The organism is Pseudomonas matsuisoli, assembly GCF_014647635.1.
Taxonomy (GTDB): Bacteria; Pseudomonadota; Gammaproteobacteria; order Pseudomonadales; family Pseudomonadaceae; genus Pseudomonas_P; species Pseudomonas_P matsuisoli.
In genome coordinates this window covers 131361-156686 of sequence record NZ_BMPO01000004.1, presented here as the reverse complement: position 1 = coordinate 156686, position 25326 = coordinate 131361, and the positions used below count along the sequence as shown (strand labels likewise).

Here is a 25326-nt window from a genome sequence, read left to right as displayed (position 1 = left end):
ACGATGAACGAACGACTGAACTGCCAGCGGCTGCAAGTCGCCGCGAATCTCAAGCGCTTTCTCGAAGAGGAGGCATTGCCGGGTACTGGCATTGACGTGGAAGCGTTCTGGAAAGGATTCGACGCATTGGTCCATGACCTGGCGCCGCGCAATCGCGAATTGCTCGCCGAGCGGGACCGCATCCAGACAGCAATGGATGAGTGGCACCGCGGCAATCCCGGACCGATCACCGACATGTCGGCCTATCGCGCGTTTCTCGAATCCATTGGCTATTTGCTACCGGTGCCAGCAGCGGTGGCGGCTGGGACCGCAAACGTCGACCTCGAGATCGCGGGGCAGGCCGGTCCGCAGTTGGTCGTGCCGGTCATGAACGCACGCTACGCACTTAACGCGGCAAACGCGCGCTGGGGCTCGTTGTATGACGCGCTCTATGGCACCGATGCCATTAGCGAGGCCGATGGCGCGGCCAAGGGGCCCGGCTACAACGAGGTGCGCGGCGCGAAGGTCATCGCCTATGCCCGAGCGTTCCTGGATCGCGCGGCGCCTTTGACCGAGGGCGCGCATGCTGACGTTTCGGCATACCGCGTCGTCGATGGCGCATTGCAGGCCACCTTGAAGAACGGTACGCAGACCCGTCTCGCGCAGCCCGAGAAGCTCGTGGGTTATCAGGGGCAGGCCAGCGATCCGGACGCCATCTTGCTGAAGAACAATGGCCTGCACTTCGAGATCCAGATCGACCCTGCCAGTGCCATCGGCAAGACCGATCTTGCGGGCGTCAAAGACGTACTCATGGAATCGGCCGTGTCCACGATCATGGACTGCGAGGACTCCATCGCGGCGGTCGATGCCGAGGATAAGGTTCTGGTGTACCGAAATTGGCTCGGGCTGATGAAAGGGGATCTTGCCGAGGACATGGAGAAAGGTGGCCGGCGTATCACCCGCCGGCTCAACCCTGATCGCGAGTACACCGCAGCGAAGGGCGGCGAATTGACCTTGCACGGTCGCTCGCTGCTGTTCATCCGCAATGTCGGGCATCTGATGACCAATCCGGCGATCCTTGATGCCGACGGCCACGAGATTCCAGAAGGCATTCTGGATGCGGTGTGCACGAGTCTCATTGCCATGCATGACCTCAAGCGTCGAGGTAATTCGCGCACCGGCAGCGTGTATATCGTCAAACCGAAGATGCATGGGCCGAAGGAAGTGGCGTTCGCCAACGAGCTGTTCGGTCGCGTCGAAGGGGTGCTTGGGCTGCCGGCGAATACGTTGAAGATGGGCATCATGGACGAGGAACGACGGACCAGCGTCAACCTGCAGGCCTGCATTGCCGAGGCGTCGGAGCGTGTGGCATTCATCAACACCGGGTTCCTCGATCGCACGGGCGATGAGATGCATACGGCGATGGAGGCAGGCCCGATGTTGCGCAAGGGCGACATGAAATCGACGCCGTGGATTCAGGCGTATGAGCGCAGCAACGTCCTCGTTGGCCTCGCCTGTGGGTTACGCGGCAAGGCGCAGATCGGTAAGGGAATGTGGGCGATGCCGGATCGCATGGCGGACATGCTGACGCAGAAGATCGGCCACCCGAAAGCCGGCGCGAACACCGCGTGGGTACCGTCTCCTACTGCCGCGACGCTGCATGCCATGCACTACCATGAGGTGGATGTGCAGGCGGTCCAGCGTGAACTTGAAACGGTGGATCTCAAGGCTGAGCGGGATGCGTTGCTAAACGCTTTGCTAAGTGTGCCAGTCGTTGCCGAGCGCACTTGGAGCGAAGCGGATATTCAGCAGGAGTTGGATAACAACTGCCAGGGCATCCTGGGCTACGTGGTGCGCTGGGTCGAGCAGGGTGTCGGTTGTTCGAAGGTGCCCGATATCCATAACGTCGGGCTGATGGAGGATCGCGCGACGCTGCGTATTTCCAGCCAGCACATTGCGAACTGGCTGCACCATGGTGTCGTGGCCGAGGCGCAGGTGCGCGAGACCTTGGAGCGGATGGCAAAGGTGGTCGACGGGCAGAATGCGGGGGACCCCGCGTACCGGCCCATGGCTGCAGATTTTTCAGGCTCTGCAGCGTTCCAGGCCGCGAGTGACCTGATCTTCAAAGGTCGGGAGCAGCCATCGGGCTATACCGAGCCGTTGCTGCATGCGTGGCGTTTGAAGTTCAAGCAGAACGGGTAAGGCTTGGCTTAGTCAGCCTTGCTTCAAACGGCCGCATGGGCTTCTGCCCTTGCGGCCGTTTCGTTTTTGGTGCTTGTAAAGCCTTCGCAAGGAATCGCTTAGAGCCATAGAGCAGTGGGCTCCGACACATCGCACGCGGCTAAAGCCGCCCCTACAGAAAGCACTGGGTTTTGCACGTCTACGGGATCAACCTCGAGCATTAGGGGCGGCAATTGCTTTTAGTAGCACGTATCCGAGAGATCCCCTTGATGCGGTAGGGCTCACCTTCGTTTTTGCGCGATACTTCGCTCAGCCGAGAAATAAATCCGATGAGGCAGAAATGAAGAAGTGGCAATGCATCGTGTGTGGGCTGATCTATAACGAGGCCGAAGGTTGGCCCGATGACGGCATTCCGGCGGGCACCCGTTGGGAAGACGTTCCCGCCGATTGGCTCTGCCCCGACTGTGGCGTCGGCAAGAGCGAGTTCGAAATGATCGAGATCAGCTGACGGGGATGGTTCGTCCATAAACGTCGGCATGACAATGGTGGTAGGCGTGCAATACCTTCGAACGCATGACGGGGGAATGCAGGAGTCGCCGTACCCCGGTCTGTGATGGGCATCGATCTAGATGATTACTGCGGACAAGATGCTGTGAGTGGCCGGTAGTGGCCTTTGGGTTCAATCAATGTGGCGTTCATTTGGGTTGCCCAGTCTGCAAGTGTCCTCATGACCCTTACATGCAACAGTTTGTCGCAAAATTCGTCTATTCGGGTGGTATCGTCGCGCGCGGCATGCCATTCTCCTCCAACGCCGCAGCGCTGTAGCTGTGACGCACCCTGCCATTCGTATTGCCGGGGTAGAACAACAACAAACCGTACACGAGGCAATTATGCGCAAACCGGAACTCGCAGCCGCGATCGCGGAAAAGGCCGATCTCACCAAGGATCAGGCCAACCGTGTGCTCAATGCACTTCTTGATGAGATCACCAATGCGCTCCACCGTAAGGACAGCGTTACCTTGGTGGGTTTTGGTACTTTTCTTCAACGTCATCGGGGTGCGCGCACGGGCAAGAACCCGCAAACGGGTGAGCCGGTAAAAATCCGTGCTAGCAATACTGTGTCTTTCAAACCTGGCAAGTCGCTGCGTGAGGCGATTGGCTGACATTCAAGTGAGAGCGACGGCCATTGATGCGCCTGTCGCCTGGGTCGCTGTCCTGTAGGAAACCCATGTAGGCGCCGGCTCGGCTGGCGCCTACCGCTGCCCGCTGTGACAACAGCAACCATCATGTAGTGTTGCCTTCTCTCGTTTCATTTCTCCACGCTCGCTATCCGCCAGCGCTACGCCTCTATAATTGCCTTTTCAAACGATTCGGAACCTTGCCATGAAGTTTCGGTTTTTACTGTGGATGCTAGGGCGACTGATGCGCAAGGCTGCATTGAATGACCCGGCGTTTCGCGAGCAGCTCGGCGACAAGGATTTGAGCTTTCAGCTCTTCACCTTGGACGGAAAGGTGTCACGCGTCTATCGCGTGCATGATCAGCGTGTCGCGAGCCATGAAGGCACAACGGAAGCGCCGGCGTTCGGTATCGGTTTTCGAGATGCGGATTATGGTTTTGCGACGCTGACAGCAAAGAACAAGCAGCTGGCGTTCATGCAGGGCATTCAGGACAAGCACATTCAGATTTCGGGTAATCCGGCGCTTGTCATGTGGTTTCAAGGTCTGGCTTCGAAGCTCAAAAAGCCCAAGGCCGTCAAAGCGGGCGCTTAAGTCTGTACGTGGCGCGACTACGGTTGAGCGTAGCCCGCCATACGGTCTACAGGGTGTCGTTAATTACGCACCTGCGTTGCCAGGTCACGTAGCGCGGCTTCGGCTTCCATCACTTTGGTTACGGCCTCCTCGGCTTTTTCCCGGCTGATTTCCAGGCGGTCGAGCAGGGATTGCGGAACCTCTGCCTCGGCCAATCCACCGACGCCACGCGTATGCAGAAGGCGCGTGGCAAGGCATACAAGGTTGGCATATTCCGCGTTATCGCCGGTGTAGTCCGGGTCGTGCTGGAAGCGCAGCGCATCGGCGACTTCGTCCGGCATGTCCCAGAAGCGCATCAGCCAGGAACCGATCTGCTCGCGGGTAATGCCGAGCAAATGCTGTTCGATGTAGATGTGACTCAGATGCGGATTGACCTCCAGGTGACGGCAGATCAGCGAATAGTGCGGCGGGAACACATGGCCGAGCACCAGGTTTCCGAAGTTGTGCAATAGCCCCGCCAGGTACGTGAGACCAGACTCAGGGCGCTTGATGCGGGGCATCGCGCGGGTCAGGCCTTCGATCACCGCTGCGGTATAGATGGCCTGCTGCCAATAGGGCGTGGCGTGCTGCGGATGATCCTTGGGCAGGCTTAGCGTCTTGCCGAGCGCCAAGCCGAGCGCCAGGTTGATCACAAGGTCGAAGCCCAGAACACGCACGATGGCGTCTTCCACCGAACGAATCTTGCCCGGTGCGGCGTAGTAGGGCGATGCGGCCCAGCTAACCACTTGCGCCGCCAAGGCCGGGTCGGTTTCTACGACGCCCGTGATGTCATCGATGGTGGCGTTCGGGTCGACACGTAACTTGATGATCTTTTGTGCGCTGGTTTGCAGCGGCGGAATCTCGATCGTTTCTTCCAGGCGCTGCTGGATACGGCGGGCCGTAAAAGCTTGCACAGCGCGAGAAATTTCTGCGCGATCGTCGTCGGGCCGATCCAGATTCAGTTCGATATTGGCGATGGGCTCACCGATCAGCGCCGCACTGCATTTGCTCAGCAGTGTCTTGTAGTCCTCACTGGGGATTTCGAGCAACACGCCCGGTTGACCGGACTCGATCAGGACCTGCGGCACCTGCAGCAGTCGCTCATCGTACAGGCAAGGCGAACTGGTCAGTTGGGGCAGGGCGGGAAGGCTGCCAAGGCTATGCTTGCCAAGCATGCGTTGGAGGCGGTCTGGCTTGATCGCGGTCAGCTTGCGGCCGGTGAGTTCGGCCAGCCGATTCAAGTCCAGCAGCTGGTTTTGCGGGAAGAGAATCAGCAGTGTACCCACGCTGTCTTCGAGCAACGCAGCCTGCGCGCGCTCTGCGGTGGGCAGGCCTGGTCGCGACGCAATCTCCCGGTAGGGCACCAGCAGTTTATCCAGCAGCTGCAGGATGACCTGGGGCGCGCGCGGCGACGGGTCTTGGGCGTGGGCGGCGTCGATCATAGTGAGGTCCTGAAAATAACGGCGGCAGTATAACCATCCGGTTTCGCTGGTAGAGACGCAGTGCTCGCTTGCATTGTGACATGCATCACACTTGTCCGTAATGCTGTCCGTGCCTCAACCATCGGGATACCAGCGGTGCCACGTGATCGGGCCAGTGCTCAAGAAGTGCCTGCGCGGCATCGCGCACCTGCGGCAGCAACTCGGCGTCGCGCATGAGATCAGCGACCTTGAATTGCAGCAATCCCGTCTGACGCGTGCCCAGCAGTTCACCCGGGCCACGCAGCTCGAGGTCTTTTTCCGCGATGACGAAGCCATCGTTGGTCTCGCGCATGATTGCCAGCCGCTCGCGGCCGAGTTGCGACAGCGGAGCGTGGTAGAGCAACACGCAATGGCTCGCCGTACTGCCACGGCCAACGCGGCCGCGCAGCTGGTGGAGCTGCGCGAGGCCCAAACGTTCGGGGTTCTCGATGACCATGAGGCTGGCGTTGGGAACGTCCACCCCGACCTCGATGACCGTCGTGGCCACGAGTAGCTGCAGCTCACCTGCCTTGAATTGATCCATGACGGCCGCCTTTTCCGCAGCTTTCATCCGGCCGTGCACGAGGCCGACACGCAGCTCGCCGAGGGCGGCGGAGAGGTCTTCGAAGGTCGTTTCTGCTGCTTGGCACGTCAGCTCCTCCGACTCCTCGATCAACGTGCAGACCCAATACGCCTGGCGGCCCTCCCGGCAACCCGCCCGGACGCGCTCGATGACCTCCGTGCGACGGCTTTCGGCGATTACCAACGTGTTCACTGGCGTGCGGCCAGGGGGCAGTTCATCGAGGATCGAGGTGTCCAAATCCGCATAGGCGCTCATGGCCAAGGTACGCGGAATGGGGGTCGCCGTCATGATCAGCTGATGGGGGCACAGACGGCCATCGATGCCTTTTTGCCGAAGCGCAAGGCGTTGCTGAACACCGAAGCGGTGCTGTTCGTCGATGATTGCCAGGGCGAGCCGCGCGAAGCGGACTTCCGCCTGAAAAAGCGCGTGCGTGCCCACGACCATAGGCGCCCCGGAGACGATTTGCTCCAGCGCTGCGGCGCGTGCTTTGCCCTTGAGCTTACCGGCCAGCCACGCAACCGGGATTCCCAGCGGTTCGAGCCAGCGGCTGAAGTTCAGAAAGTGCTGCTCGGCCAGAATCTCGGTTGGCGCCATCAAAGCCACTTGGTAGCCGGCTTCGATCGCTTGCAGCGCCGCCATGGCTGCGACGACGGTCTTGCCAGCCCCGACATCACCCTGCACCAGGCGAAGCATGGGTTCGTGCTGCGCCAGGTCGTAGGAGATCTCCGCACCCACGCGCCGCTGGGCGCCGGTCGGAGTGAAACCCAGGTTTGCGAGGAACTGCTCTGGCAGGCGCTTGGCAGGCGGCAGCGCGGGCGACGCCTGCTGGCGGACTTGTTCGCGCAGGCGCTGGATGGACAATTGGTGGGTCAGCAGTTCTTCGAAGGCCAGGCGGTGCTGTGCCCAGTGCTGGCCTTCGGCAAGTTCGTCGAGATTGGCATCGGGCGGCGGTCGGTGCAGGTAGCGAATGGCCTGGTCGAGTGGGCCGAGGTGGTAGTCACGTGCGATCTCGGTTGGTAGCCAGTCCGGCAGGCTGTTGGGTCCGAGGCGCGCCAATGCCTGCTCGCTCAACTGCCGCAGGCGTTGCTGCGTCAGCCCTTCGGTCGCCGGATAGATCGGCGTGAGCGTCTGTTCCACCGGCGCCTGTTCGCTGCCACTCTGGGCGCGGTATTCGGGGTGATAGATTTCCAGACCGGTCGCCCCCGGGCGCACTTCACCGTAGCAACGCAGCGAGGTACCCCGTTTCATGCCGTCTTTCTGCGCCTGGCTGAAGTGAAAGAAGCGCAGGCTGAGCGTGCCACTGCCGTCTTGCAATCGGACCAGCAGGCTACGGCGCCGGCCCATCACGACGTCGGCGCCCGCCACGATGCCCTCGACGACGGCGTCCTGCCCAGGACGTAGCGCGCCAATAGGCGTAATCCGGGTGCGATCCTGGTACCGCAACGGTAGGTGGAAAAGTACGTCTTGCAACGTCTCCAATCCGACCTTGGCGAGCTTCTCGGCCAGCGCAGCACCGACGCCCTTGAGCGCGGTGACTGGAGTTGTGGCCAGCCCGGTCATGCGCTGTGCTGTTTGCCCTGCGCCGGTGGCTTGGCGACCGAGCACAAGCGAATGGAGTCGGCGAGGATTTCAATGGCTTTGGGACGCGGGAAGCTGGCGCGCCAGGCAATGGCGACGGTGCGGTAGGGCACCGGTGCGACGAAGGGCCTGACTTCGATCACGCCAGGCGCATAGTGATGGCTGTCCACGGCGGAGAAGGGCAGTACCGATACCCCAAGGCCGGAGGCGACCATATGGCGAATGGTTTCCAGCGAACTGGATTCGATCGTGGTGTGCTTCGCTTCGTCGACTCGCCGGGCCGTGGGGCAGGCTTCGAGCACCTGGTCGCGGAAGCAATGGCCTTCACCCAACAACAGCAGGCTCTTGTCGTTCAGCAGCTCGCTTTCGATCGCCGGCTTGGAGGTCCACGAATGGCTCGCGGGCATCAGCACGTAGAACGGTTCATCGTAGAGCGGCTTGGTCAGTACGTCCGCTTCATTGAAAGGCAGGGCGAGAATGACCGCATCCAATTCGCCGGTGCGCAGCTTGTCGCGAAGGATGTGCGTGAAGTTCTCTTCGATGTACAGCGGCATGTCCGGAGCGACACGGTGCAGCTGTGGGATCAGATGCGGGAACAGGTACGGCCCAACGGTGTAGATGGCACCGATCTTCAATGGCGCGGTTAACTGGTTCTTGCCAGCCTGCGCCAGTTCGCGAATGCCTTGCGCCTGCTCCAGGACCTTCTGCGCCTGGGCGACGATCGCCTCGCCCGTAGGAGTCAGACGAACTGCACTTTTGCTACGTTCGAAGATGAGGATCCCCAGCTCGTCTTCCAGCTTCTTCACCCCCACCGATAGGGTCGGCTGGCTGACGTGGCAACGCTCGGCGGCACGTCCGAAGTGTTGCTCCTGAGCCAGGGTGACGATGTAGCGCAGTTCGGTAAGGGTCATAGTCAAATTCCATCGCAATGGCGGCAAGCATAGCCGTTGTACGGTATGGAACCAACCGCGTATGGGACCGGGTGGCTGAAATGTAAAAGCCGCGCCGACCGGGAGCGTCGACACGGCTCTTGCCTGCGTCGTTGTAGAGCGTCAGCCGCGTTCGAGCGAATACACGAAGGGTGCGACGATCTCCAGGCTGCCATCCTTGAGCATTTCCTTCGGCGGCGGTGGCAACGGCTGTGCGCGACGGATCATTTCCAACGTCGCACGATCCAGGGCCGCGCTGCCCGACTCGCCGACGATTTCGTACGACAGCACCTTGCCCTCGGCATCGACCACGAAGCGCAGGCGGTTTACGCCTTCGGTGCCGCGGCGACGGGCCATCTCCGGATAACGCTTGTAGCGGCCCAGGTGGCTTAGCAACTCGCTCTGCCAGGTCCGTTGCGCATTGGAGGGCGCGCTGGAACTGCTAGGTGCGGCCTGTTGGCGGGTCGCGGCGGTCTCCGCCGGTGGCGCTGGCGTCGGCGGCGCATCGTCAGCAGGCTTCGATTCGGGCTTCGGCGGCTCCGGGCGGGGTGGCTCCGGTTTACGCTCGGGCTTTTTGGGCTCGGGCTTCTTCGGCTCCGGCGGCTTGGGTTTTGGCTTGGGCTTCGGCTCTTCCTTCTTCGCCACGGCGATAGCAGGCTTCGGTGCCTCGGCGACCGGTGGCAGCTCAGGCTCCGGAGGCGGTGGAACCGCTTCGGGTGGCGGCGGCGGAGGGGGCGGCGGCGCCGCGGCAGGCAAGGGTGCCAGCTCCACCATCATGGCCTCTGGCGGCATTTCAATGGGTGGCGGTGCACTGCGCCAATACAGCGCGGCCATCGCGATCGCAGCATGTACCGCGATCACGAGCGCGAAGCTACCTCCCCAGCGGGTGATTTCGGTACTTCTGCTCATTTGTTGACCGACTCGAGTCCTACCAAGCCGATCTTGAGGTAACCCGCGCCACGCAAGGCGTTCATCACATCCATGAGATCGGCGTAGTCAACGCCTTTGTCGGCTTGGAAGAAGATGGTCGTGTCCTTCTTTGACCCTGTCGTTTCGTCCAACAGGCGACCGATCTCCTCGCGCTTTACCTGTGTATCACCAACGAACAGGCTCTTGTCTTCCTTCACGCTGACGAACAGGGGCTTTTGCGGCCGCTGTTGCGGTTCCGCAGTCGATGCCGGCAGGTCCACTTTGACATCCACGGTCGCGAGCGGAGCGGCCACCATGAAGATGATCAAGAGCACGAGCATCACGTCGATGAACGGCGTGACGTTGATCTCATGGTTTTCCTGGAGCTCGTCGGCATTCTCGTTGAGATGCAGGCCCATGGATTACTTCACCTTGACCATGTGAGGCGGCGTGCGCTCGCCTGCCGGGCGGTGATCCATGTCGCGGCTGACCAGCAAAATGACCTGCGCCGAGGCATCACCCACCTGCGCCTTGTAGGCACTGATGGAGCGGGAGAAGACGTTATAGATCACCACCGCCGGGATCGCGGCGACGAGGCCGAGTGCGGTGGCGAGCAGCGCTTCGGCAATACCGGGAGCGACGACAGCGAGGTTAGTCGTCTGCGATTTGGCGATACCGATGAAGCTGTTCATGATGCCCCACACCGTACCGAACAGCCCGATGAACGGCGCTGTGGAGCCAATGGTGGCGAGGATACCGGTGCCCTGGCTCATCTTGCGGCCACTGGCGCCGACCAGACGCTCCTGGCGAAACGCGACACGTTCCTTGATCCCTTCCCGCTCGACGCTATGGGCAGAAAGCTGCAGTTCGTCCTGGGCATCTTCGATCAACGTCTGGCTGAAACTGTGTTGAGCGCGGGCCTGTTCGGCTGCTTGATTCAGCGTGCGGGCTTTCTTGAGATCGACCAGCTCGCCTTTCAGGCGGCGTCTGGCACGACCAAGTTCGATGCTTTTCGCAATCCAGATGGTCCAGGTCAGGATCGAGGCAAAGACCAAGCCGATCATGACGGCCTTCACCACGATGTCGGCCTGTTGGTACATGCCCCATGGCGACAGGTCATGGGTCATGACTTGCTCGCCTTCTTCGTTGATGCTCGGAACGGCGTCCGCGGGTGCTACCGCCGACTCGTTCACGGGCGTCTGACCTGGCTGAGCCGCGTCGGTACCCGTTGCTGCGGGAGCAGACGCCGCAGGCGCCGCCTGCTCGGTCGCATTATTGCCGCTGGGCGTATTGGCATCGGCCATTGCGCCTTGGGCGGATAGCAAGCAGCCGAACGACAGGGCGAGCGCGGGCATCATATGCTTGAGCGATGCCAAGAGGCGGGTCTCAGAGAGCTTCATGGTGATCGAACCTGGAAAGAATGTCTGGGTCGGGACTGCGATACGGCAGTCGAAGGCGGAACATTATTGCAAGTAATTCTTGTTTGTAAAAGCAATAGCCATCTGATGGCATGCTTTGGGGCGTTCTTTTGCGTGTGATGATGGTTTTTTCCAGGGTCTATTTCAGGACACAAAATGAGTAAGAGTCGAACGTTGCTGGTTGCCGGATGCGGTGATGTAGGCGGAAAACTGGGGCAAATACTGGCCGCAGACGACTGGTCTGTGTTTGGCCTGCGTCGAAACGTCGGGGCGCTTCCACCGGAACTCCTTCCGGTCGTTGGCGACTTGAGTGAGTCCCGCTGCCCAGAAGGTTGGCCGGCCGTATCGCCTGACTATGTCGTGTTCGCGGCATCGGCCGACGATCATGACGAAGCGGGTTACCGCGCTGCGTACGTTGACGGTGTACGCCATCTCCTGGCCTGGATGGCTGAGCGTGGGCATCGTCCACGGCGCCTGTTCTTCGTGTCGAGCACCGGTGTGTACAACCAGGCAGACGGCGAATGGATCGACGAGGCGTCCCCAGCGGAACCTGCGCGCTATTCCGGGCGCTTGTTGAAGGAGGCGGAAACGCTGATGTTGCAATCCGGAATCCCGGCGACGGTCGTTCGCCTTGCCGGCATCTATGGCCCCGGCCGTGAATGGATGCTGCGTCAGGCGCGACAAGGTATTCGTGGAGAAGACACGCCGCCGCGCTATGCGAACCGAATCCATCGGGATGACGCCGCAGGCCTGCTGGCGTTCCTCATACAGCGAGACGCAAGTGGGCAGCCCATCGATGACTGCTATCTTGGCGTCGACGACGATCCTGCGCCGTTGCACGAGGTGCTCGATTGGTTACGGGCGCGCTTGCAAGTGACGGAAACCTCCGACGAACCGCTGAAACGGCGCAGCGGCAGCAAGCGGTGCAGCAACGCCAAAGCACGGGCGTTGGGCTGGTCACCCTCGTATCCCAGCTATCGCGACGGTTACGCCGAGATGATTGCCAAAGGCTAAAGGCGCTATATCAGTGCATCGACTGCCGGAGCTGACTCAGAACCGATCAGATACTTCCACCCGCTGCAGCGCGTCTTCGAAGCGATCGAGAAACACCGCCTCGGCACGGGTACGTTTCTGGTCGCGGTTCCACAGCAGGTAGACGTTCACATCGATCACGCCATCCGCCGGCGGCAGGCGCCACATGTCCCCGGATTGCACGTCCCGGGCAACGATATGCTCGGGAAGACAACCGATGCCGCAGCCTACCCCCACTAGCCGGCGTATTTCATCCAGGCTCGGCGAAGAGGCGACGATCCGTCCGGTGAAACCCTGCTGGTCCCGAAACACGGTCAATGGCGACAGGTTGCCGCCGATCTGGTCACTGGTGAAGCTGACGAAGTTCTCGCTTTGCAAGTCGGAAAGCTTCAGGTTCTTGCGCCCATACAGCCGATGGCGCTTGCCGCAGTAAAAGGCGTAGCGCTGCTGCAGCAGGACGCGTTGCTCGAGGCGGGGTTGCGGCGTGCGGCACAGGCTGAGCCCGAACGATGCCGTTTTCTGCAACAGGGCACTGGCGACGTCGGAACTGCGAAGGACGTCGACCTCGAACTCGACCTCGGGATAGTCGGCGTGGAAATCCGCGAGAAAGTCATCGTAGAACTGCGACTGAATGCGGCTGATCATCAGGATGCGGATCTTGCCCGCCACCGTTTCGAGCGGCGAGTCCAGCGCCGGGCCCAGCCGGGAGACCGTGCCATACAACTCGGCGGCGATCTGCATCACTTCCTCGCCTGTCTTTGACAGGCTGATCCGCGGGCCGCGCCGAATGACCAGCGCGCTCCCAAGTTGCTCTTCCAGACGCCGGAGTGCTTGGCTCACCGCGGGTTGACTCAGGTGCAAGCGAGCCGCGGCCCGGCTAATGCTGCCTTCCTGACCGATCACGAGAAAAGTCCGCAAAAGGTTCCAGTCCAGGCGATCGTTCAGGAATCGACGTGCGTCCGGATTGCGGTCGGAGTGAGTCAATGACTTCGTCATTATGCGTGGTACTTATACTTGATTATTCAGATTAGAAGCTTTGTTTAGCATAGGGCGCAGGCGCATCATTCGGCAACGCGCCGTCAGAGCGCGACCCTTCCCGACACGGGGACGTTTTTTCTCCTGCCTATAACAACGATTCCGGAGAGCCTGCGATGACCACTACCTCGACCCCGCGCAGAGCGGCGGCGGCTGCCTTCATCGGCACCACGATCGAGTTCTACGATTTCTACATCTATGCATTCGCCGCGGCATTGGTCCTGGGGCCGTTGTTCTTTCCCGGCGATGATCCCGTCCTGAGCACCATGGCCGCGTTTGGCACCTTTGCCGTGGGCTTCATCGCGCGGCCTTTCGCCGGTCTTATCTTCGGCCATCTCGGCGACCGCCTGGGCCGCAAGAAAATGTTGCTGTTCACCATGGTGCTGATGGGGCTCGCCACCGCGGGTATCGGCCTGCTACCAACCTATGCCCAAGCCGGGATCTGGGGGCCGATCGGCCTGGTCGCGCTGCGCTTCCTGCAAGGCATCTCCGTCGGCGGCGAATGGGGCGGAGCGGTCCTCATGGCCAGTGAGCACGCACCCAAGCGGCGCAAGGTGTTCTTCGCCTCCTTCGCGCAATGGGGCAGCCCCGCTGGCCTGTTGCTGGCGCTGATCGCCTTTCGCGCCATCAGCAGCATGGATCAGGAATCGATGATGACCTGGGGCTGGCGCGTTCCCTTCTTGATGAGCGCCGTGTTGATGCTTGTGGGCTTGTTCATTCGTTTCGGCGTACCAGAGTCGCCGGAATTCGCGGAAGTGAAAGAGAACAAGCAGACGGTGAAAAATCCAGTGCTCGACGTGATCCGCGGTCACTGGCGGCAGATCCTCTTCGCCGCGGCAGCCGTCACCATCGGCTCGGCGGGGTTCTTCTTCACCAATACGTTCATGATCACTTACGTGACGCAATATCAGGGGATTTCGCGCTCGACCATCCTCGATTGCCTGTTTCTCGTAACCGTCCTGCAGTTCATTTCGCAACCCTGCTCGGCGCTGCTTTCCGAGCGCTTGGGTACCGGACGCTTCCTGACGGCGGTCGCCACACTATGCATTCTCGTGCCGTACCCGATGTTCCTGCTCGTGCAGACCGGTAACCTGTTCTACATGACCGCGGGTATCACCCTGGCCGTCGTACTGCTTTCTGCGCTCTATGCCGTCATCGCGGGTTACATGGCCGAGGCCTTCCCGCCGCAGGTGCGGTATTCCGGCATTTCCATCGCCTACCAGCTGTGCTGCGCCTTGACGGGCGGTATGACGCCACTCGTCGGTACCTGGCTCGCTGGGCATTTCGCGGGTCAGTGGTGGCCGCTGGCTTTGTTCTTCAGCTTCCTGGCGCTGCTGTCGCTGATTGGCGTGCTAGGTCTCGCTCGACTGCGTGCCACCCCACATGAAAACCGTTCCATCGCCCGTCCGGAGGTTGCCATCCCATGAGTAAACCGGCTGCAATATCCACTGCCGAATGGCAGGCCCGATGCGATCTCGCGGCGCTGTATCGATTGATCGCGTACTACCGCATGACGGACCTGATCGACACGCACATCACCCTGCGCGTGCCCGGGCCCGAACATCATTTCCTGATCAACCGCTATGGCGTGGCGTTCGAGAAGATGAAGGCCAGCGATTTGGTGCTCATCGACCTCGACGGCAATGTCGTGGACGGCGTGTACGGCCACGGGCGCGTCAATGCAGCGGGGTTCGTCATCCACTCGGCCATCCATCAGGCCCGTGACGACATGCACTGTATCGTTCACACCCACACTGCCGCCGGCATGGCCGTCGCGGCCCAGCGGGATGGGCTGTTGCCGCTGACGCAGCACGCGCTGAAGTTTTACGGCAACCTGGCGTACCACACCTACGAAGGCATCGCGTTATCGCTGGATGAGCGCGTCCGTCTGGTGAATGACCTTGGCACGCACAAGGCGATGATCTTGCGTAACCATGGCCTGCTGGCGGGCGGCGAAAGCGTGGCTCATGCGTTCCACGAGATCTATTTCCTCGAGCGCGCCTGCCAGGCGCAGATCCAGGCGATGTCGGCTGGCGTCGCGCTGAACTATCCCAGCGAGGAGGTGTGCCGCCACACCGCCGAACAATTCAGCCGCGATGGCATCGACGGCATCATCGATCTGGCCTGGACAGCAGCGCTGAGCCTGATCGAGGAACAACGCGATGACTGGTGCAGCTGATCCCATGCCACGCATCGTATTGCTCTGCCGGGACCCTGCGCTAGAAGCATGGCTAGCCGAGGTGTTCGCAACGCACGCGCCGCATCTGGACGTCCAGAGACCGGGCGACGCGGATGCAGGGGCGGCGGAGGTCGCCGTCTGCTGGTACCCGGCGGCGGGAAGCCTCGACCGGTTGCCGGCCCTGAAGTTGATTCATTCGATAGGGTCGGGCGTCGATCATCTGGAGCAAGACCCGTCTCAGCCGCTGAACGTGCCGGTCTGCCGGGTCGTGGACCCAGACCATAGTCTGGGGATGGCCGAATACGTCCATTGGGGCGTGCTGCATTTCCATCGCCGGTTCGATCAAGTTCTGAACGGGCGCTCGACGCAGCAGTGGCAACGTCCGGTACAGCGAACAGCGCGTGATTTTCAAGTAGGTGTCATGGGGCTCGGCGCCATCGGCACGCCCGTCGCTCGGCGCCTGGCCGATGCAGGGTATGCGGTTCGAGGATGGGCACGTACAGCCCGTGAGCTACCGGACGTGGCCACTTACGCCGGCGATGCAGCACGGGACGATTTCTTGAATGGCCTGGACGTGCTGATCAACCTACTGCCGCTGACACCGGCGACCCAGGGGTTGCTCGCGCATGAGGTCTTCGATCGCTTGGCGCCGGGGGCTGCGCTCATTAACTGTGGCCGCGGCGGGCATGTAAACGAAGCGCATCTGCTCGAGGCACTCGACAGGGGGCGTTTGCGTGGCGCGTTGCTGGATGTCTTCGAGCAGGAGCCACTGTCGGTCGACTCACCCCTCTGGCGCTGCCCGCAGGTGTGGATTACGCCCCATATGGCGTCAGCCGCGTCGGATGCCTGTATCGCTACGCAAGTCGCCGAGAACGTGCGGCGTCTAGGCGCAGGATTGCCGTTGAACAACCTGGTCGATCCCGCATTGGGGTATTGAGCGCGCCGAACCGTAGGGCAGGTGGAACGGGCGCGAACGCATTTCGTGCCCGTTTCAGACGCCGCTCTCTGCCTGACACACCGGGGTTTAAGGGCGGCACGGCCCTCGTTTGGGCATACCGCACTTCGGCGCTGCTATGGATCGAACGTCGGGTCGCTTTAGGGACTAGCACCAAGATGCCTCGCCTGCATATCCATATTCGATAACGATATTTAATAATCAATCGTTAGATCGATATTGTTCCGTTATCGCGTACCTGCCGACCAATCGGCGCGCCGCACTTAGTTCGCCGGTCTTGACCGGTAACCGCTTCCCTTCGATGAAGCACTACCTCTTTTCCGGGGGCGTGGCTTCTCTAACCGAGGGGTGCACTGTGTGGAGCGTCACCATGACCGCCGTATCCAACGTTTCCTCGCCTGCCGCTGCCCAGTCATTCGACATTCGTCCGCTCGAGGGAGGACTTGGAGCCGAGGTTCTCGATCTGGACCTCAGCCGCCCGCTTAACGACGAAGATTTCGCGCGTATTCACCGCGCGCATCTGGATCACCACGTCGTGGTCTTTCGCGATCAGGCGATCACGCCCGAGCAGCAGATCGAATTCAGCCGCCGCTTCGGCATCCTGCAGATTCACGTACTCAAGCAATTCCACTTGGCCGGCCACCCGGAAATTCTGATCGTCTCGAACATCGTCGAGAACGGTCAGCCTGTCGGTTTGGGCGATGCCGGCAAGTTCTGGCATTCGGATCTTTCCTACAAGGAACTGCCGAGCCTCGGCTCGATGCTGCACGCGCAGGAGTTGCCGGAAGAGGGCGGTGACACTTTGTTCGCCGACCAGCACAAGGCATGGGATACGTTGCCTGACGCATTGAAGAAAGCCGTCGAAGGCCGCCGCGCCGCGCACTCCTACACCGCGCGTTATGCAGAGCCTAAGTTCGAGGGCAACTGGCGCCCGACGCTGTCCGCCGAGCAACTCGCCCAGGTGCAGGAAGTCATCCACCCGGTGGTGCGTACCCATCCCGAGAACGGCCGCAAGGCGCTGTTCGTCAGTGAAGGTTTCACCACGCGCATTCTCGACCTGCCCGAAGACGAGAGCCGCCAGATCCTCGCCGAGCTGTATGCGCATAGCACCCATCCCGATCTGATCTACCGCCACCAATGGCAACCGCGCGACATGGTGTTCTGGGACAACCGGTCCTTGCAGCACCTGGCAGCGGGCTGCCCATCGCACCTGCGCCGCAAGCTCTATCGCACCACGATTCAGGGCGACGCGACCTTTTGATTTCCAGCGGTGGCCTCTTAGAGGCCACCTGTTCCGCTGACATCCCTTCAACGTTTCAGGAGTACTCAATGAGCACCGTCCTGCAAGGCCACGCGGCCAGCGCTTCGGTCTCCTCGTTTCCGCCCACTGCACTGCTGCAGGTGGATAAGGTCAGCCTCGAATACCGCACGCCCCAACGTGTAGTCCGGGCGACTCACGAGGTCAGTTTCGAAGTCGACCCCGCCGACCGTTTCGTTCTTCTCGGCCCATCGGGCTGCGGCAAATCCACACTGCTCAAAGCCGTGGGTGGATTCATGAAACCCATCGGCGGCGATATTCGTCTGGATGGCGCCACCGTGCGTGAGCCCGGCCCTGACCGCATCGTCGTGTTCCAGGAGTTCGATCAGCTTCCGCCATGGAAGACGGTCAAGGAAAACGTCATGTTCCCGCTGCTCGCCTCGCGCACGTTGAAGCGCGCCGAAGCCGAGGAACGCGCACTGCACTACCTGGGCAAGGTCGGGCTGGCCAAGTTCGTCGACGCCTACCCGCACACCTTGTCCGGCGGGATGAAGGCGCGCGTGGCGATTGCCCGTGCGCTGGCGATGCAGCCGAAAATCCTGCTGATGGATGAACCCTTCGCCGCGCTCGACGCCCTCACCCGCCGCAAGATGCAGGAAGAACTGCTGGAGCTTTGGGAAGAGGTGCGCTTCACCTTGCTGTTCGTGACGCACTCCATCGAAGAGGCGCTGGTGGTCGGCAATCGCATCCTGTTGCTGTCGCCCCATCCAGGGCGTGTGCGGGCCGAGATCAACAGCCATCAGTTCGATCTGCACAGCCTCGGCGGTGTGCAGTTCCAGCAGACGGCGCAGCGCATCCACCGCCTGCTGTTCGGCGAAAGTGAGCCAGCCGCATCCACCGACGAACTCGGCTTTGCCGACGTTCGCATTGCCTACTGACCTCACAGGAGACTTGTCATGACTCAATCTTCTGCACGGCGTCAGGAGTACGAAATCGAACTGCCGCCCTTGGGCGATCTACCGCTGCACCGGGACGTGTCCTTCGGGCAGCGCCTGTGGCAACAGGGCTGGCTGCGCAAGACGCTGATCCTCGTGGTGCTGGCCGTCGTTTGGGAAGTCGCCGCACGAGTGCAGGGCAACGACTTGCTGTTGCCGGGCTTTTTGCAAACGGCGAAAGCGTTCATCGCCGGGATCGGCAGCGGTGAGTTGCCGGTCAAGGTGTGGGTCTCGCTGAAGGTCCTTATCAAGGGCTACCTGATCGGTCTGTTGCTGGCGTTCGTGCTGACCACGCTGGCGGTGTCGACCCAGTTCGGCCGGGACCTGCTCTCGACCCTCACGTCGATGTTCAACCCGCTGCCAGCTATAGCGCTACTGCCGTTGGCGTTGCTGTGGTTCGGTCTGGGCGAGGGCAGCTTGATCTTCGTGCTGGTGCACTCGGTGCTCTGGGCGTTGGCGCTGAACATGTATTCGGGCTTTCTCGGCGTGTCGGACACGTTGCGCATGGCCGGCCGCAACTATGGCCTCAAGGGGCTGCGTTTCGTGGGCTACATCCTCATTCCCGCCGCGCTGCCGTCGATTCTTGCGGGCTTGAAGATCGGCTGGGCGTTCGCCTGGAGGACCCTGATCGCCGCAGAGCTCGTGTTCGGCGCAAGCAGCGGGCAGGGCGGCCTGGGTTGGTACATCTTCCAGAACCGTAACGAACTCTACACCGACAACGTCTTCGCCGGCCTCGCGGCCGTGATCCTCATCGGGCTGCTGGTGGAGAACCTCGTGTTCGCCACGCTGGAGCGCGTGACCGTGAAGCGATGGGGGATGCAGCGGTGAGGCGGCGTACGCCGTGATTTGGGGATAACACAAAATTCTGTAGGAGCGAGCTTGCTCGCGAATGAGATGTTCGGCGCGAAGACTTTGGGTCGGCCTTGCTACCGCTTTCGCGAGCAAGCTCGCTCCTACAGGGGACCTTCGTTTGTCCTGCGGTCCCGGTTTTCCAGCTTAAAAATTGCTCGACCATTTTCAAACCGCCCCGGCCTGCATCCATACCGTGGCGTCACCCGATTAACCAAAAGGACTTCAACATGAACAAAAGACACCCGCTCGGCCGTTTGGCCAGCACCCTCGGACTTCTCGGCGCGCTGTCGTTGCCGCTGGCGGCACACGCAGAAGGCGAAATCAGCATCGCCCAGCAGTTCGGTATCGGTTACCTCATCCTCGACGTCGTGAAAGACCAAGGCCTCATCGAGAAGCACGGCAAGGAACAGGGCGTCGATATCAAAGTCGACTGGCGCACCATCTCTGGGGCGACCGCGATGAACGAGGCCTTGCTCGCCGGTAGCCTGGATATCGTCTCCGCAGGCGTACCACCGATGCTGACCGTCTGGGACCGCACCAAGGGCCGCCAAAATGTGAAAGCCGTGGCCGCACTCGGCTCGCTGCCTAATTACCTGCTGAGCAACAACCCTGACGTGAAGACGGTGAAGGACCTGACGGATAAAGACCGCATCGCCGTCCCTGCTGCCGGCGTTGGTTTCCAATCTCGAACCCTGCAGATCGAAACCGCCAAGCTTTTCGGCAACGACGACTTCAGACGCTTCGACAAGATCAGCGTCAGCCTGCCACATCCAGACGCCACCGCTGCGCTGATGTCCGGCGGCGGGGAAATCAGCGCGCACTTCTCCAGCCCGCCGTTCCAATACCAGGCGCTGGAAAACCCGAAGGTGCATAAGCTGATCAGCTCCTACGACATTCTCGGCGGCCCGGCGACGTTCAACGTGCTGTACACCACCGAGAAATTCCACGACGAGAATCCGAAGACCTACAAGGCGTTCTACGACGCGCTGACCGAAGCGGCAGAGATCATCAACGCGGACAAGGCCAAGGCGGCCGAGACCTACATTCGCGTCGAGAACTCCAAGCTCGATGCGACGTTCGTCCGCAAGATCGTCGAGGACCAAGAAAACATCTTCACCGTCTCGCCGCAGCAAACCTTCATCTATGCCGAGAAGCTGCATGAACTTGGCGTGCTGAAGAACAAGGCCGAGTCGTGGAAGGACTATTTCTTCGAAGAGGCACATGCCAATCCGGGGAGTTGATCCTGCAAATGACGAAACGGCGCCCAGGCGCCGTTTTTTATAAAAGCGATCGCCCACAAGTGGGCTCCTACACAGGACGCGCTTTTCTGTAGGAGCCCACTTGTGGGCGATCGCTCTTCCTACAAACGCAACCCCGACGTGACTTGCCCCGGCCTGCGAACGACCAACACAATAGCGAGTCTGAAACACCCCGTTACTTAGATCGCCCGCTGTACCAAGGAGTCGTCGTATGGAAACCATCACCCTTGTCCTGGTGATGCTGATTGCCGTGATCATCAGCAGCACGCTGGTGAGAATGCTGCCGTTCCCCCTTCCTCTGCCATTGCTGCAGATCGCCCTAGGTGCGGCGATCGGGATGGTGTCGGGTTGGCGTCTGGAGCTGGACCCGGAAGTCTTCTTTCTCATCTTCCTGCCACCGTTGCTGTTCCTCGATGGCTGGCGCATCCCCAAGGAAGGTCTGCTGCGCGACAAGGAAATGATCCTCGCGCTGGCCCTGGGTTTGGTGATCTTCACCGTGGTCGGGGTCGGTTACTTTATCCATCTGCTGATTCCGTCCATGCCGATGCCGGTGGCGTTCGCGCTGGCGGCGGTCATTTCACCGACCGACCCGGTAGCGGTCTCCGCGATCGCCAAGCGTGTGCCCATCCCCAAGCGGCTGATGCATGTGCTGGAGGGCGAGTCGCTGCTCAACGACGCGTCCGGTCTGGTGTGCTTGCGCTTCGCGATTGCCGCCACGCTCACGGGTACGTTCTCGGCATCGGAAGCGGCGATAAATTTCGTCCAGTTGGCCTTGGGCGGCATCGCCATCGGTGTGGCCGTGACCTGGGGTATCACCCGACTGAAGGAGTGGACATCGCGCCGCTTCGGCGAAGAGACCGGGGCGCAAATCCTCATCAGCCTGCTGATCCCGTTCCTCGCCTATCTCGCGGCTGAACACCTGCATTGCTCCGGCATCCTCGCCGCCGTCGCGGCCGGTATCAGCATGAGCTACACGGAGCTGTCCGGCCGTGCGCTGGCTGTGACTCGGGTGCGGCGGACGGCGGTCTGGGACGTCCTGCAGTTCGCACTCAATGGCATGATCTTCGTCCTGCTCGGCGAACAGTTGCCGGGCATCATCGCCGGTGCTAGCCAGGTAGTGCGCGAAACCGGGTATCACGAGCCAATCTGGCTGGTGCTCTACATCGTCGTCATCAACCTCGCGCTGGGTGCGTTGCGTTTCGCTTGGGTCTGGCTGTCGATCCGCTTCACGCTTTATCGCCGTCGCGCCGAAGCGCCTCGTTCGCTCTGGCGTGTGGCGGCCACGACTTCGGTTGCGGGCGCGCGGGGTGCGATTACCCTGGCCGGTGTCCTGACCTTGCCGCTGGTCATGAACGACGGCACGCCATTTCCGGCGCGAGATTTGGCCATTCTGCTGGCGGCCGGGGTGATCATCATGTCGCTGGTCGTCGCCAGCGTGTTCATGCCGATCCTGCTCAAGAACGGCCTCGATCTGCCCGCTGAGCCCGAGCACCAGTCCGAAATGGATCGTGCTCGTGATATCGCCGCGCGCGCCGCCATTCGTGCGATCGAGAAGGCCACGCACGACATGAGCGAGGGCCGCCCGGATGCGGACCGCTACATAGAAGCCGCCGGGCGCATCTCCGATCTCTATCGCTACCGCATCGATAACCGCGCCAAGCCGGACGAGGACGAAGACCGCCAGAACGCCGCGAAGACCGAAGAGATTGAACGCCAGCTCCGCCTCGCCGGCCTGCGTGCCGAGCGTGACGAGTTGTTCCGCATGGTCCGCCGCAAGCGCCTGGAAGAAGAGGTGGCGCGCAAGCTGATCCGCGAAATCGACCTGATGGAAGCACAGCAAAGCGGTTAAGTGTTTTGGGTCGGGTGAAACCTCGTGGGCTCGAGGAGTCGCAGGTATCACCCGCGCTAGGGTTTCGCTCAACAGAGCAAGCGGATGCACCGTCATATCTATAGATCTAAAGCGTATTTATTTTTCGCCACTTATTCCTAGTAAGTTGCATCCATGACCCCGCTCGACCGGACCACCGGAGACCAACCGCCCTTCACGGGCTTCTTTTCCGGAGTGGTTCACGATGCAACTTCCCGCCTTCTTGAAACGGCTTTTGGTTATGGCTCCCTTACTGGCCCTGTCCGCCGGTCAGGCGCTTGCCGCTGACAATCACCTCCGTATCGGTATCAACGACAGCCCGCAGAACGCGGCCATCGAACTTGCTGCACAGCTTGCGAAAGAGAAAGGCATCGAGGTGGAAGTGCTCTCGTTCAGTGATTGGAATACGCCGAACCTAGCGCTTTCCAATGGTGATCTGGACATCAACTACTTCCAGCACCAACCCTTCCTGGAAAACGCCGTACAGCAGAACGGCTACGATCTCGTGCCGATCGCTTACGGTGTAGAAAATAAGGTCGGGCTGTACTCGAAGAAAATTACCTCGTTCAACGAAGTAAAGGACGGTGACACCGTTGCCGTCGCGGACGATCCTGTGAACCAGGGCCGAGGCCTTCACCTGTACGACCGCGCGGGGTTGATCAAGCTGCGTGACGGCGTCGGCCCGAAGGCCGGTTTGGCGGACATCGAAGCGAACCCGAAAAACCTCAAGTTCATCGAACTGCCCGGCCCACAGCTGGCGCGAATTCTCGACGACGTGACCGTCGCTCAGAGCTACCCGTCGCACATTCTGGCCGCCGGCACGACTGATCCTGGCAGCGCGCTGCTGTTCAGCAATGACCAGGAGAACGGCCACCTCTATGCGTTGCGCTTCGTGGTGACGTCGAAGAATGTCGACAACCCGGCCATCCGCACCTTTATCGACATCTTCCAGAACGATCCGCGCGTACGTGAGGCAATCAGCAAGGCCTATGGCAATCCTGAGCTGTACTCGCTGGCATGGCTCTCCGGACGACAGGAGGCATCACGATGAGCGTGGTCTCCCTACGCCAACAGCACGCACAAACCGCCGCCGAGGTATCGGCACTAGTGCACCAGGCGGTGGCGGCAAAAGCGCATATCGAGGTCAAGAGCGTCGGCAAGACCTATCACGCCAAGACGGGCCCGGTGACCGCACTAGAGGCGATCGACCTGACTATTCACCGCGGCGAGATCTTCGGGATCATCGGCCGCAGCGGCGCGGGCAAATCGAGCCTGATCCGGACGTTCAACCGACTGGAAGACGTCAGTGAAGGCCAGATTCTCATCGACGGCGATGACATAGGGCGCCTGCGCGGGGCGGGGTTAGTCGGATTGCGTCGGCGTATCGGCATGATCTTCCAGCATTTCAATCTGCTCAGCTCGCAGACGGTACTGGAAAATCTGGCGCTGCCCTTGAAGGCGGCAGGGCACAAGCGAGCCGACATTGAGCACCGTGCGCGGGAATTGCTGGCGCTAGTGGGGCTGGAAGGAAAGGAGCATGTCTATCCTTCGCGGCTCTCCGGAGGTCAGAAGCAGCGTGTCGGTATCGCCCGTGCGTTGATGCTCGAGCCGGAAATCCTGTTGTGTGACGAGGCCACCAGTGCGCTCGACCCGGAGACCACGCAGTCGATCCTCTCGCTGCTGAAAGAGATCAACACACGGCTGGGCCTCACCATCGTGCTCATCACCCATGAAATGGCGGTGATCCGGCAGATCTGCGACCACGTGGTGGTGCTGGAGCAGGGGCTCGTCGTGGAGCAGGGGCCGGTCTGGCAGATATTCGGCAAGCCGCAGGCCGACGCCACGCGTTCGCTGCTGGCGCCATTGGCGACGCAGTTGCCGGTCGATCTTCAGCAACGTCTGAAACAGACATCTGCGGGCGGCCAGGCTGTCATCGAACTGGTCTACGACGGTGACTCTGCCCGCGAGCCGGACCTTGGCGCGATCGCTGCGGCTTTAGGTGCACATGTCGAACTGCTGCATGGCTCGATCGACCGTATCCAGGGTCATGCGCAAGGGCGGCTTCTGGTTGCAACGGCCGCACCGGAAAACCGGATCACGCAATTCCTCAAGAACAGCCGCTTGTTCAGCTCGGCAAAGGTAGTGGGTCATGTCTGAGTTCATGTTGAAAGCACTGTGGAAAGCCTTTCTCGATACCCTGACCATGGTGGGGATTTCGGCGGCGATCGTCTGGTTTGCGGGTATCGCGTTGGCGATGATCCTCGTCACCACCGCGCGAGGCGCGATCTTCTCCGCGCCCACGCTCAACCGCGTATTGGGCAGCGTGATCAACGCGTTTCGTGCGACGCCGTTCATCATTTTGCTGGTAGCGCTGATCCCGCTGACACGCCTGCTGGTGGGTACGACGATTGGCGTCTGGGCGGCCGTGGTGCCGATCACCTTGTCCGCCACGCCGTTCTTCGCCCGCATCGCGGAGGTCAGCCTCCGGGAAGTGGGCGGCGGCGTGATTGAGGCTGCGCAATCCCTCGGCTGCGAGCGGCGCCACATCATCTTCAATGTGCTGCTGCCAGAGGCGCTACCGGGCATCATCGGCGGGTTCACCATCACCATCGTCGCCATGATCGGTGCGTCGGCCATGGCCGGTGCGATCGGTGCAGGAGGGCTAGGGGACTTGGCGATCCGCTACGGCTACCAGCGTTACGACACCACCGTGATGCTCGCGGTGATCGCGATCCTCATCGTGCTGGTGTGTGGCATCCAGTACGCGGGTGATCGTTACGTACATTTCTTGCGAGCGCGATAAGGGGCGGTTTACCGATCGCTCCCACGACCTTTGTAACGACGCTGTTCATCTTCTTTCCTTCAGCGTTCGGGCCGACTTGCCGGGCGGTCCGGGCGTTTTTTAAGACCTTCACGGCCAATACCTTGCTTCGTCTTGGCGGCAGCGCTGCTGTTCAGCGTGTATCCATGGTTGCCAGCCGCGCCTTAGGTCCAGTGCTGATGACATCGGCCCAGGCGGTACCCGCTCTGCCATTTGCCAAGTTCACTAAGGCGTACTTGAGTTAACTC

23 protein-coding genes are annotated in these 25326 nt (G+C 61.2%); 16 read left to right on the top strand and 7 right to left on the bottom strand.

The window, feature by feature from the left end:
• Window positions 1-3: 3 nt before the first annotated feature.
• From IEY47_RS10040 to IEY47_RS10025, 4 genes are all read left to right on the top strand, one after another.
• Window positions 4-2181, top strand: coding sequence for a malate synthase G (locus IEY47_RS10040; RefSeq protein WP_188983093.1), 2178 nt, complete (start codon window positions 4-6; stop codon window positions 2179-2181).
• Between the two features lie 319 nt (window positions 2182-2500).
• The gene (locus IEY47_RS10035; protein WP_188983092.1) at window positions 2501-2668 is read left to right on the top strand and encodes a rubredoxin; all 168 of its coding nucleotides are present in this window, start codon (window positions 2501-2503) and stop codon (window positions 2666-2668) included.
• A 382-nt stretch (window positions 2669-3050) separates the two neighbouring features.
• Window positions 3051-3323: an HU family DNA-binding protein gene (locus IEY47_RS10030; protein WP_188983091.1), complete on the top strand. Its 273-nt coding sequence runs from the start codon at window positions 3051-3053 to the stop codon at window positions 3321-3323.
• Between the two features lie 220 nt (window positions 3324-3543).
• On the top strand, window positions 3544-3930 hold the full coding sequence (locus tag IEY47_RS10025) for a helicase (protein ID WP_188983090.1): 387 nt from the start codon (window positions 3544-3546) through the stop codon (window positions 3928-3930).
• A gap of 59 nt (window positions 3931-3989) precedes the next feature.
• On the opposite strand, the gene IEY47_RS10020 is transcribed toward IEY47_RS10025, so the two are convergent.
• The 6 genes from IEY47_RS10020 to exbB all read right to left on the bottom strand — a co-directional run bounded on the left by IEY47_RS10020 (window position 3990) and on the right by exbB (window position 10807).
• Window positions 3990-5390, bottom strand: a complete 1401-nt coding sequence (locus tag IEY47_RS10020; protein WP_188983089.1) for an aminoacyl-tRNA deacylase and HDOD domain-containing protein — start codon at window positions 5388-5390, stop codon at window positions 3990-3992.
• 85 nt (window positions 5391-5475) lie between these two features.
• Entirely contained in the window at window positions 5476-7551 is a 2076-nt protein-coding gene (gene recG / locus IEY47_RS10015; RefSeq protein ID WP_188983088.1) for an ATP-dependent DNA helicase RecG, read from the bottom strand.
• A complete protein-coding gene (locus tag IEY47_RS10010; protein WP_188983087.1) occupies window positions 7548-8480 on the bottom strand; it encodes a hydrogen peroxide-inducible genes activator in 933 nt (310 codons plus the stop codon). The genes recG and IEY47_RS10010 overlap by 4 nt, the downstream gene beginning before the upstream one ends.
• Window positions 8481-8621: 141 nt before the next feature.
• The gene (locus tag IEY47_RS10005) at window positions 8622-9407 is read right to left on the bottom strand and encodes an energy transducer TonB (protein ID WP_188983086.1); all 786 of its coding nucleotides are present in this window, start codon (window positions 9405-9407) and stop codon (window positions 8622-8624) included.
• The gene (exbD, locus tag IEY47_RS10000; RefSeq protein ID WP_188983085.1) at window positions 9404-9826 is read right to left on the bottom strand and encodes a TonB system transport protein ExbD; all 423 of its coding nucleotides are present in this window, start codon (window positions 9824-9826) and stop codon (window positions 9404-9406) included. Before exbD ends, IEY47_RS10005 begins: the two co-directional genes overlap by 4 nt.
• Window positions 9827-9829: 3 nt before the next feature.
• Window positions 9830-10807, bottom strand: a complete 978-nt coding sequence (exbB, locus tag IEY47_RS09995; RefSeq protein WP_188983084.1) for a tonB-system energizer ExbB — start codon at window positions 10805-10807, stop codon at window positions 9830-9832.
• A gap of 174 nt (window positions 10808-10981) precedes the next feature.
• Between exbB and IEY47_RS09990 the strand changes: the two genes are divergently transcribed.
• A complete protein-coding gene (locus IEY47_RS09990) occupies window positions 10982-11839 on the top strand; it encodes an NAD-dependent epimerase/dehydratase family protein (protein ID WP_188983083.1) in 858 nt (285 codons plus the stop codon).
• A gap of 36 nt (window positions 11840-11875) precedes the next feature.
• On the opposite strand, the gene IEY47_RS09985 is transcribed toward IEY47_RS09990, so the two are convergent.
• Entirely contained in the window at window positions 11876-12853 is a 978-nt protein-coding gene (locus IEY47_RS09985) for a LysR family transcriptional regulator (protein ID WP_188983082.1), read from the bottom strand.
• A gap of 155 nt (window positions 12854-13008) precedes the next feature.
• Here IEY47_RS09985 and IEY47_RS09980 point away from each other — a divergent pair, with 155 nt between their 5' ends.
• The 11 genes from IEY47_RS09980 to IEY47_RS09930 all read left to right on the top strand — a co-directional run bounded on the left by IEY47_RS09980 (window position 13009) and on the right by IEY47_RS09930 (window position 25060).
• A complete protein-coding gene (locus tag IEY47_RS09980) occupies window positions 13009-14319 on the top strand; it encodes an MFS transporter (RefSeq protein WP_188983081.1) in 1311 nt (436 codons plus the stop codon).
• Complete coding sequence (locus IEY47_RS09975) at window positions 14316-15071, top strand: class II aldolase/adducin family protein (RefSeq protein WP_188983080.1); 756 nt, start codon at window positions 14316-14318, stop codon at window positions 15069-15071. The genes IEY47_RS09980 and IEY47_RS09975 overlap by 4 nt, the downstream gene beginning before the upstream one ends.
• Before the next feature lie 4 nt (window positions 15072-15075).
• Window positions 15076-16008, top strand: a complete 933-nt coding sequence (locus tag IEY47_RS09970; RefSeq protein ID WP_188983404.1) for a 2-hydroxyacid dehydrogenase — start codon at window positions 15076-15078, stop codon at window positions 16006-16008.
• Window positions 16009-16396: 388 nt separating this feature from the next.
• Entirely contained in the window at window positions 16397-17287 is an 891-nt protein-coding gene (locus tag IEY47_RS09965) for a TauD/TfdA dioxygenase family protein (RefSeq protein ID WP_188983079.1), read from the top strand.
• A 68-nt stretch (window positions 17288-17355) separates the two neighbouring features.
• Entirely contained in the window at window positions 17356-18222 is an 867-nt protein-coding gene (locus IEY47_RS09960) for an ABC transporter ATP-binding protein (RefSeq protein WP_188983078.1), read from the top strand.
• Between the two features lie 18 nt (window positions 18223-18240).
• Window positions 18241-19107 carry an ABC transporter permease gene (locus IEY47_RS09955; RefSeq protein WP_188983077.1) on the top strand — a complete coding sequence of 289 codons (867 nt, stop codon included), beginning with the start codon at window positions 18241-18243 and terminating at the stop codon, window positions 19105-19107.
• A 251-nt stretch (window positions 19108-19358) separates the two neighbouring features.
• On the top strand, window positions 19359-20372 hold the full coding sequence (locus IEY47_RS09950; RefSeq protein ID WP_188983076.1) for an ABC transporter substrate-binding protein: 1014 nt from the start codon (window positions 19359-19361) through the stop codon (window positions 20370-20372).
• Window positions 20373-20601: 229 nt separating this feature from the next.
• Complete coding sequence (locus IEY47_RS09945; protein WP_188983075.1) at window positions 20602-22239, top strand: Na+/H+ antiporter; 1638 nt, start codon at window positions 20602-20604, stop codon at window positions 22237-22239.
• A gap of 223 nt (window positions 22240-22462) precedes the next feature.
• Window positions 22463-23308, top strand: a complete 846-nt coding sequence (locus tag IEY47_RS09940) for a MetQ/NlpA family ABC transporter substrate-binding protein (protein WP_188983074.1) — start codon at window positions 22463-22465, stop codon at window positions 23306-23308.
• The gene (locus IEY47_RS09935; protein ID WP_188983073.1) at window positions 23305-24414 is read left to right on the top strand and encodes a methionine ABC transporter ATP-binding protein; all 1110 of its coding nucleotides are present in this window, start codon (window positions 23305-23307) and stop codon (window positions 24412-24414) included. The genes IEY47_RS09940 and IEY47_RS09935 overlap by 4 nt, the downstream gene beginning before the upstream one ends.
• Window positions 24407-25060 (top strand): methionine ABC transporter permease, encoded by a 654-nt coding sequence (locus IEY47_RS09930; protein ID WP_188983072.1) that lies wholly within the window; start codon window positions 24407-24409, stop codon window positions 25058-25060. The genes IEY47_RS09935 and IEY47_RS09930 overlap by 8 nt, the downstream gene beginning before the upstream one ends.
• Window positions 25061-25326: the final 266 nt, after the last annotated feature.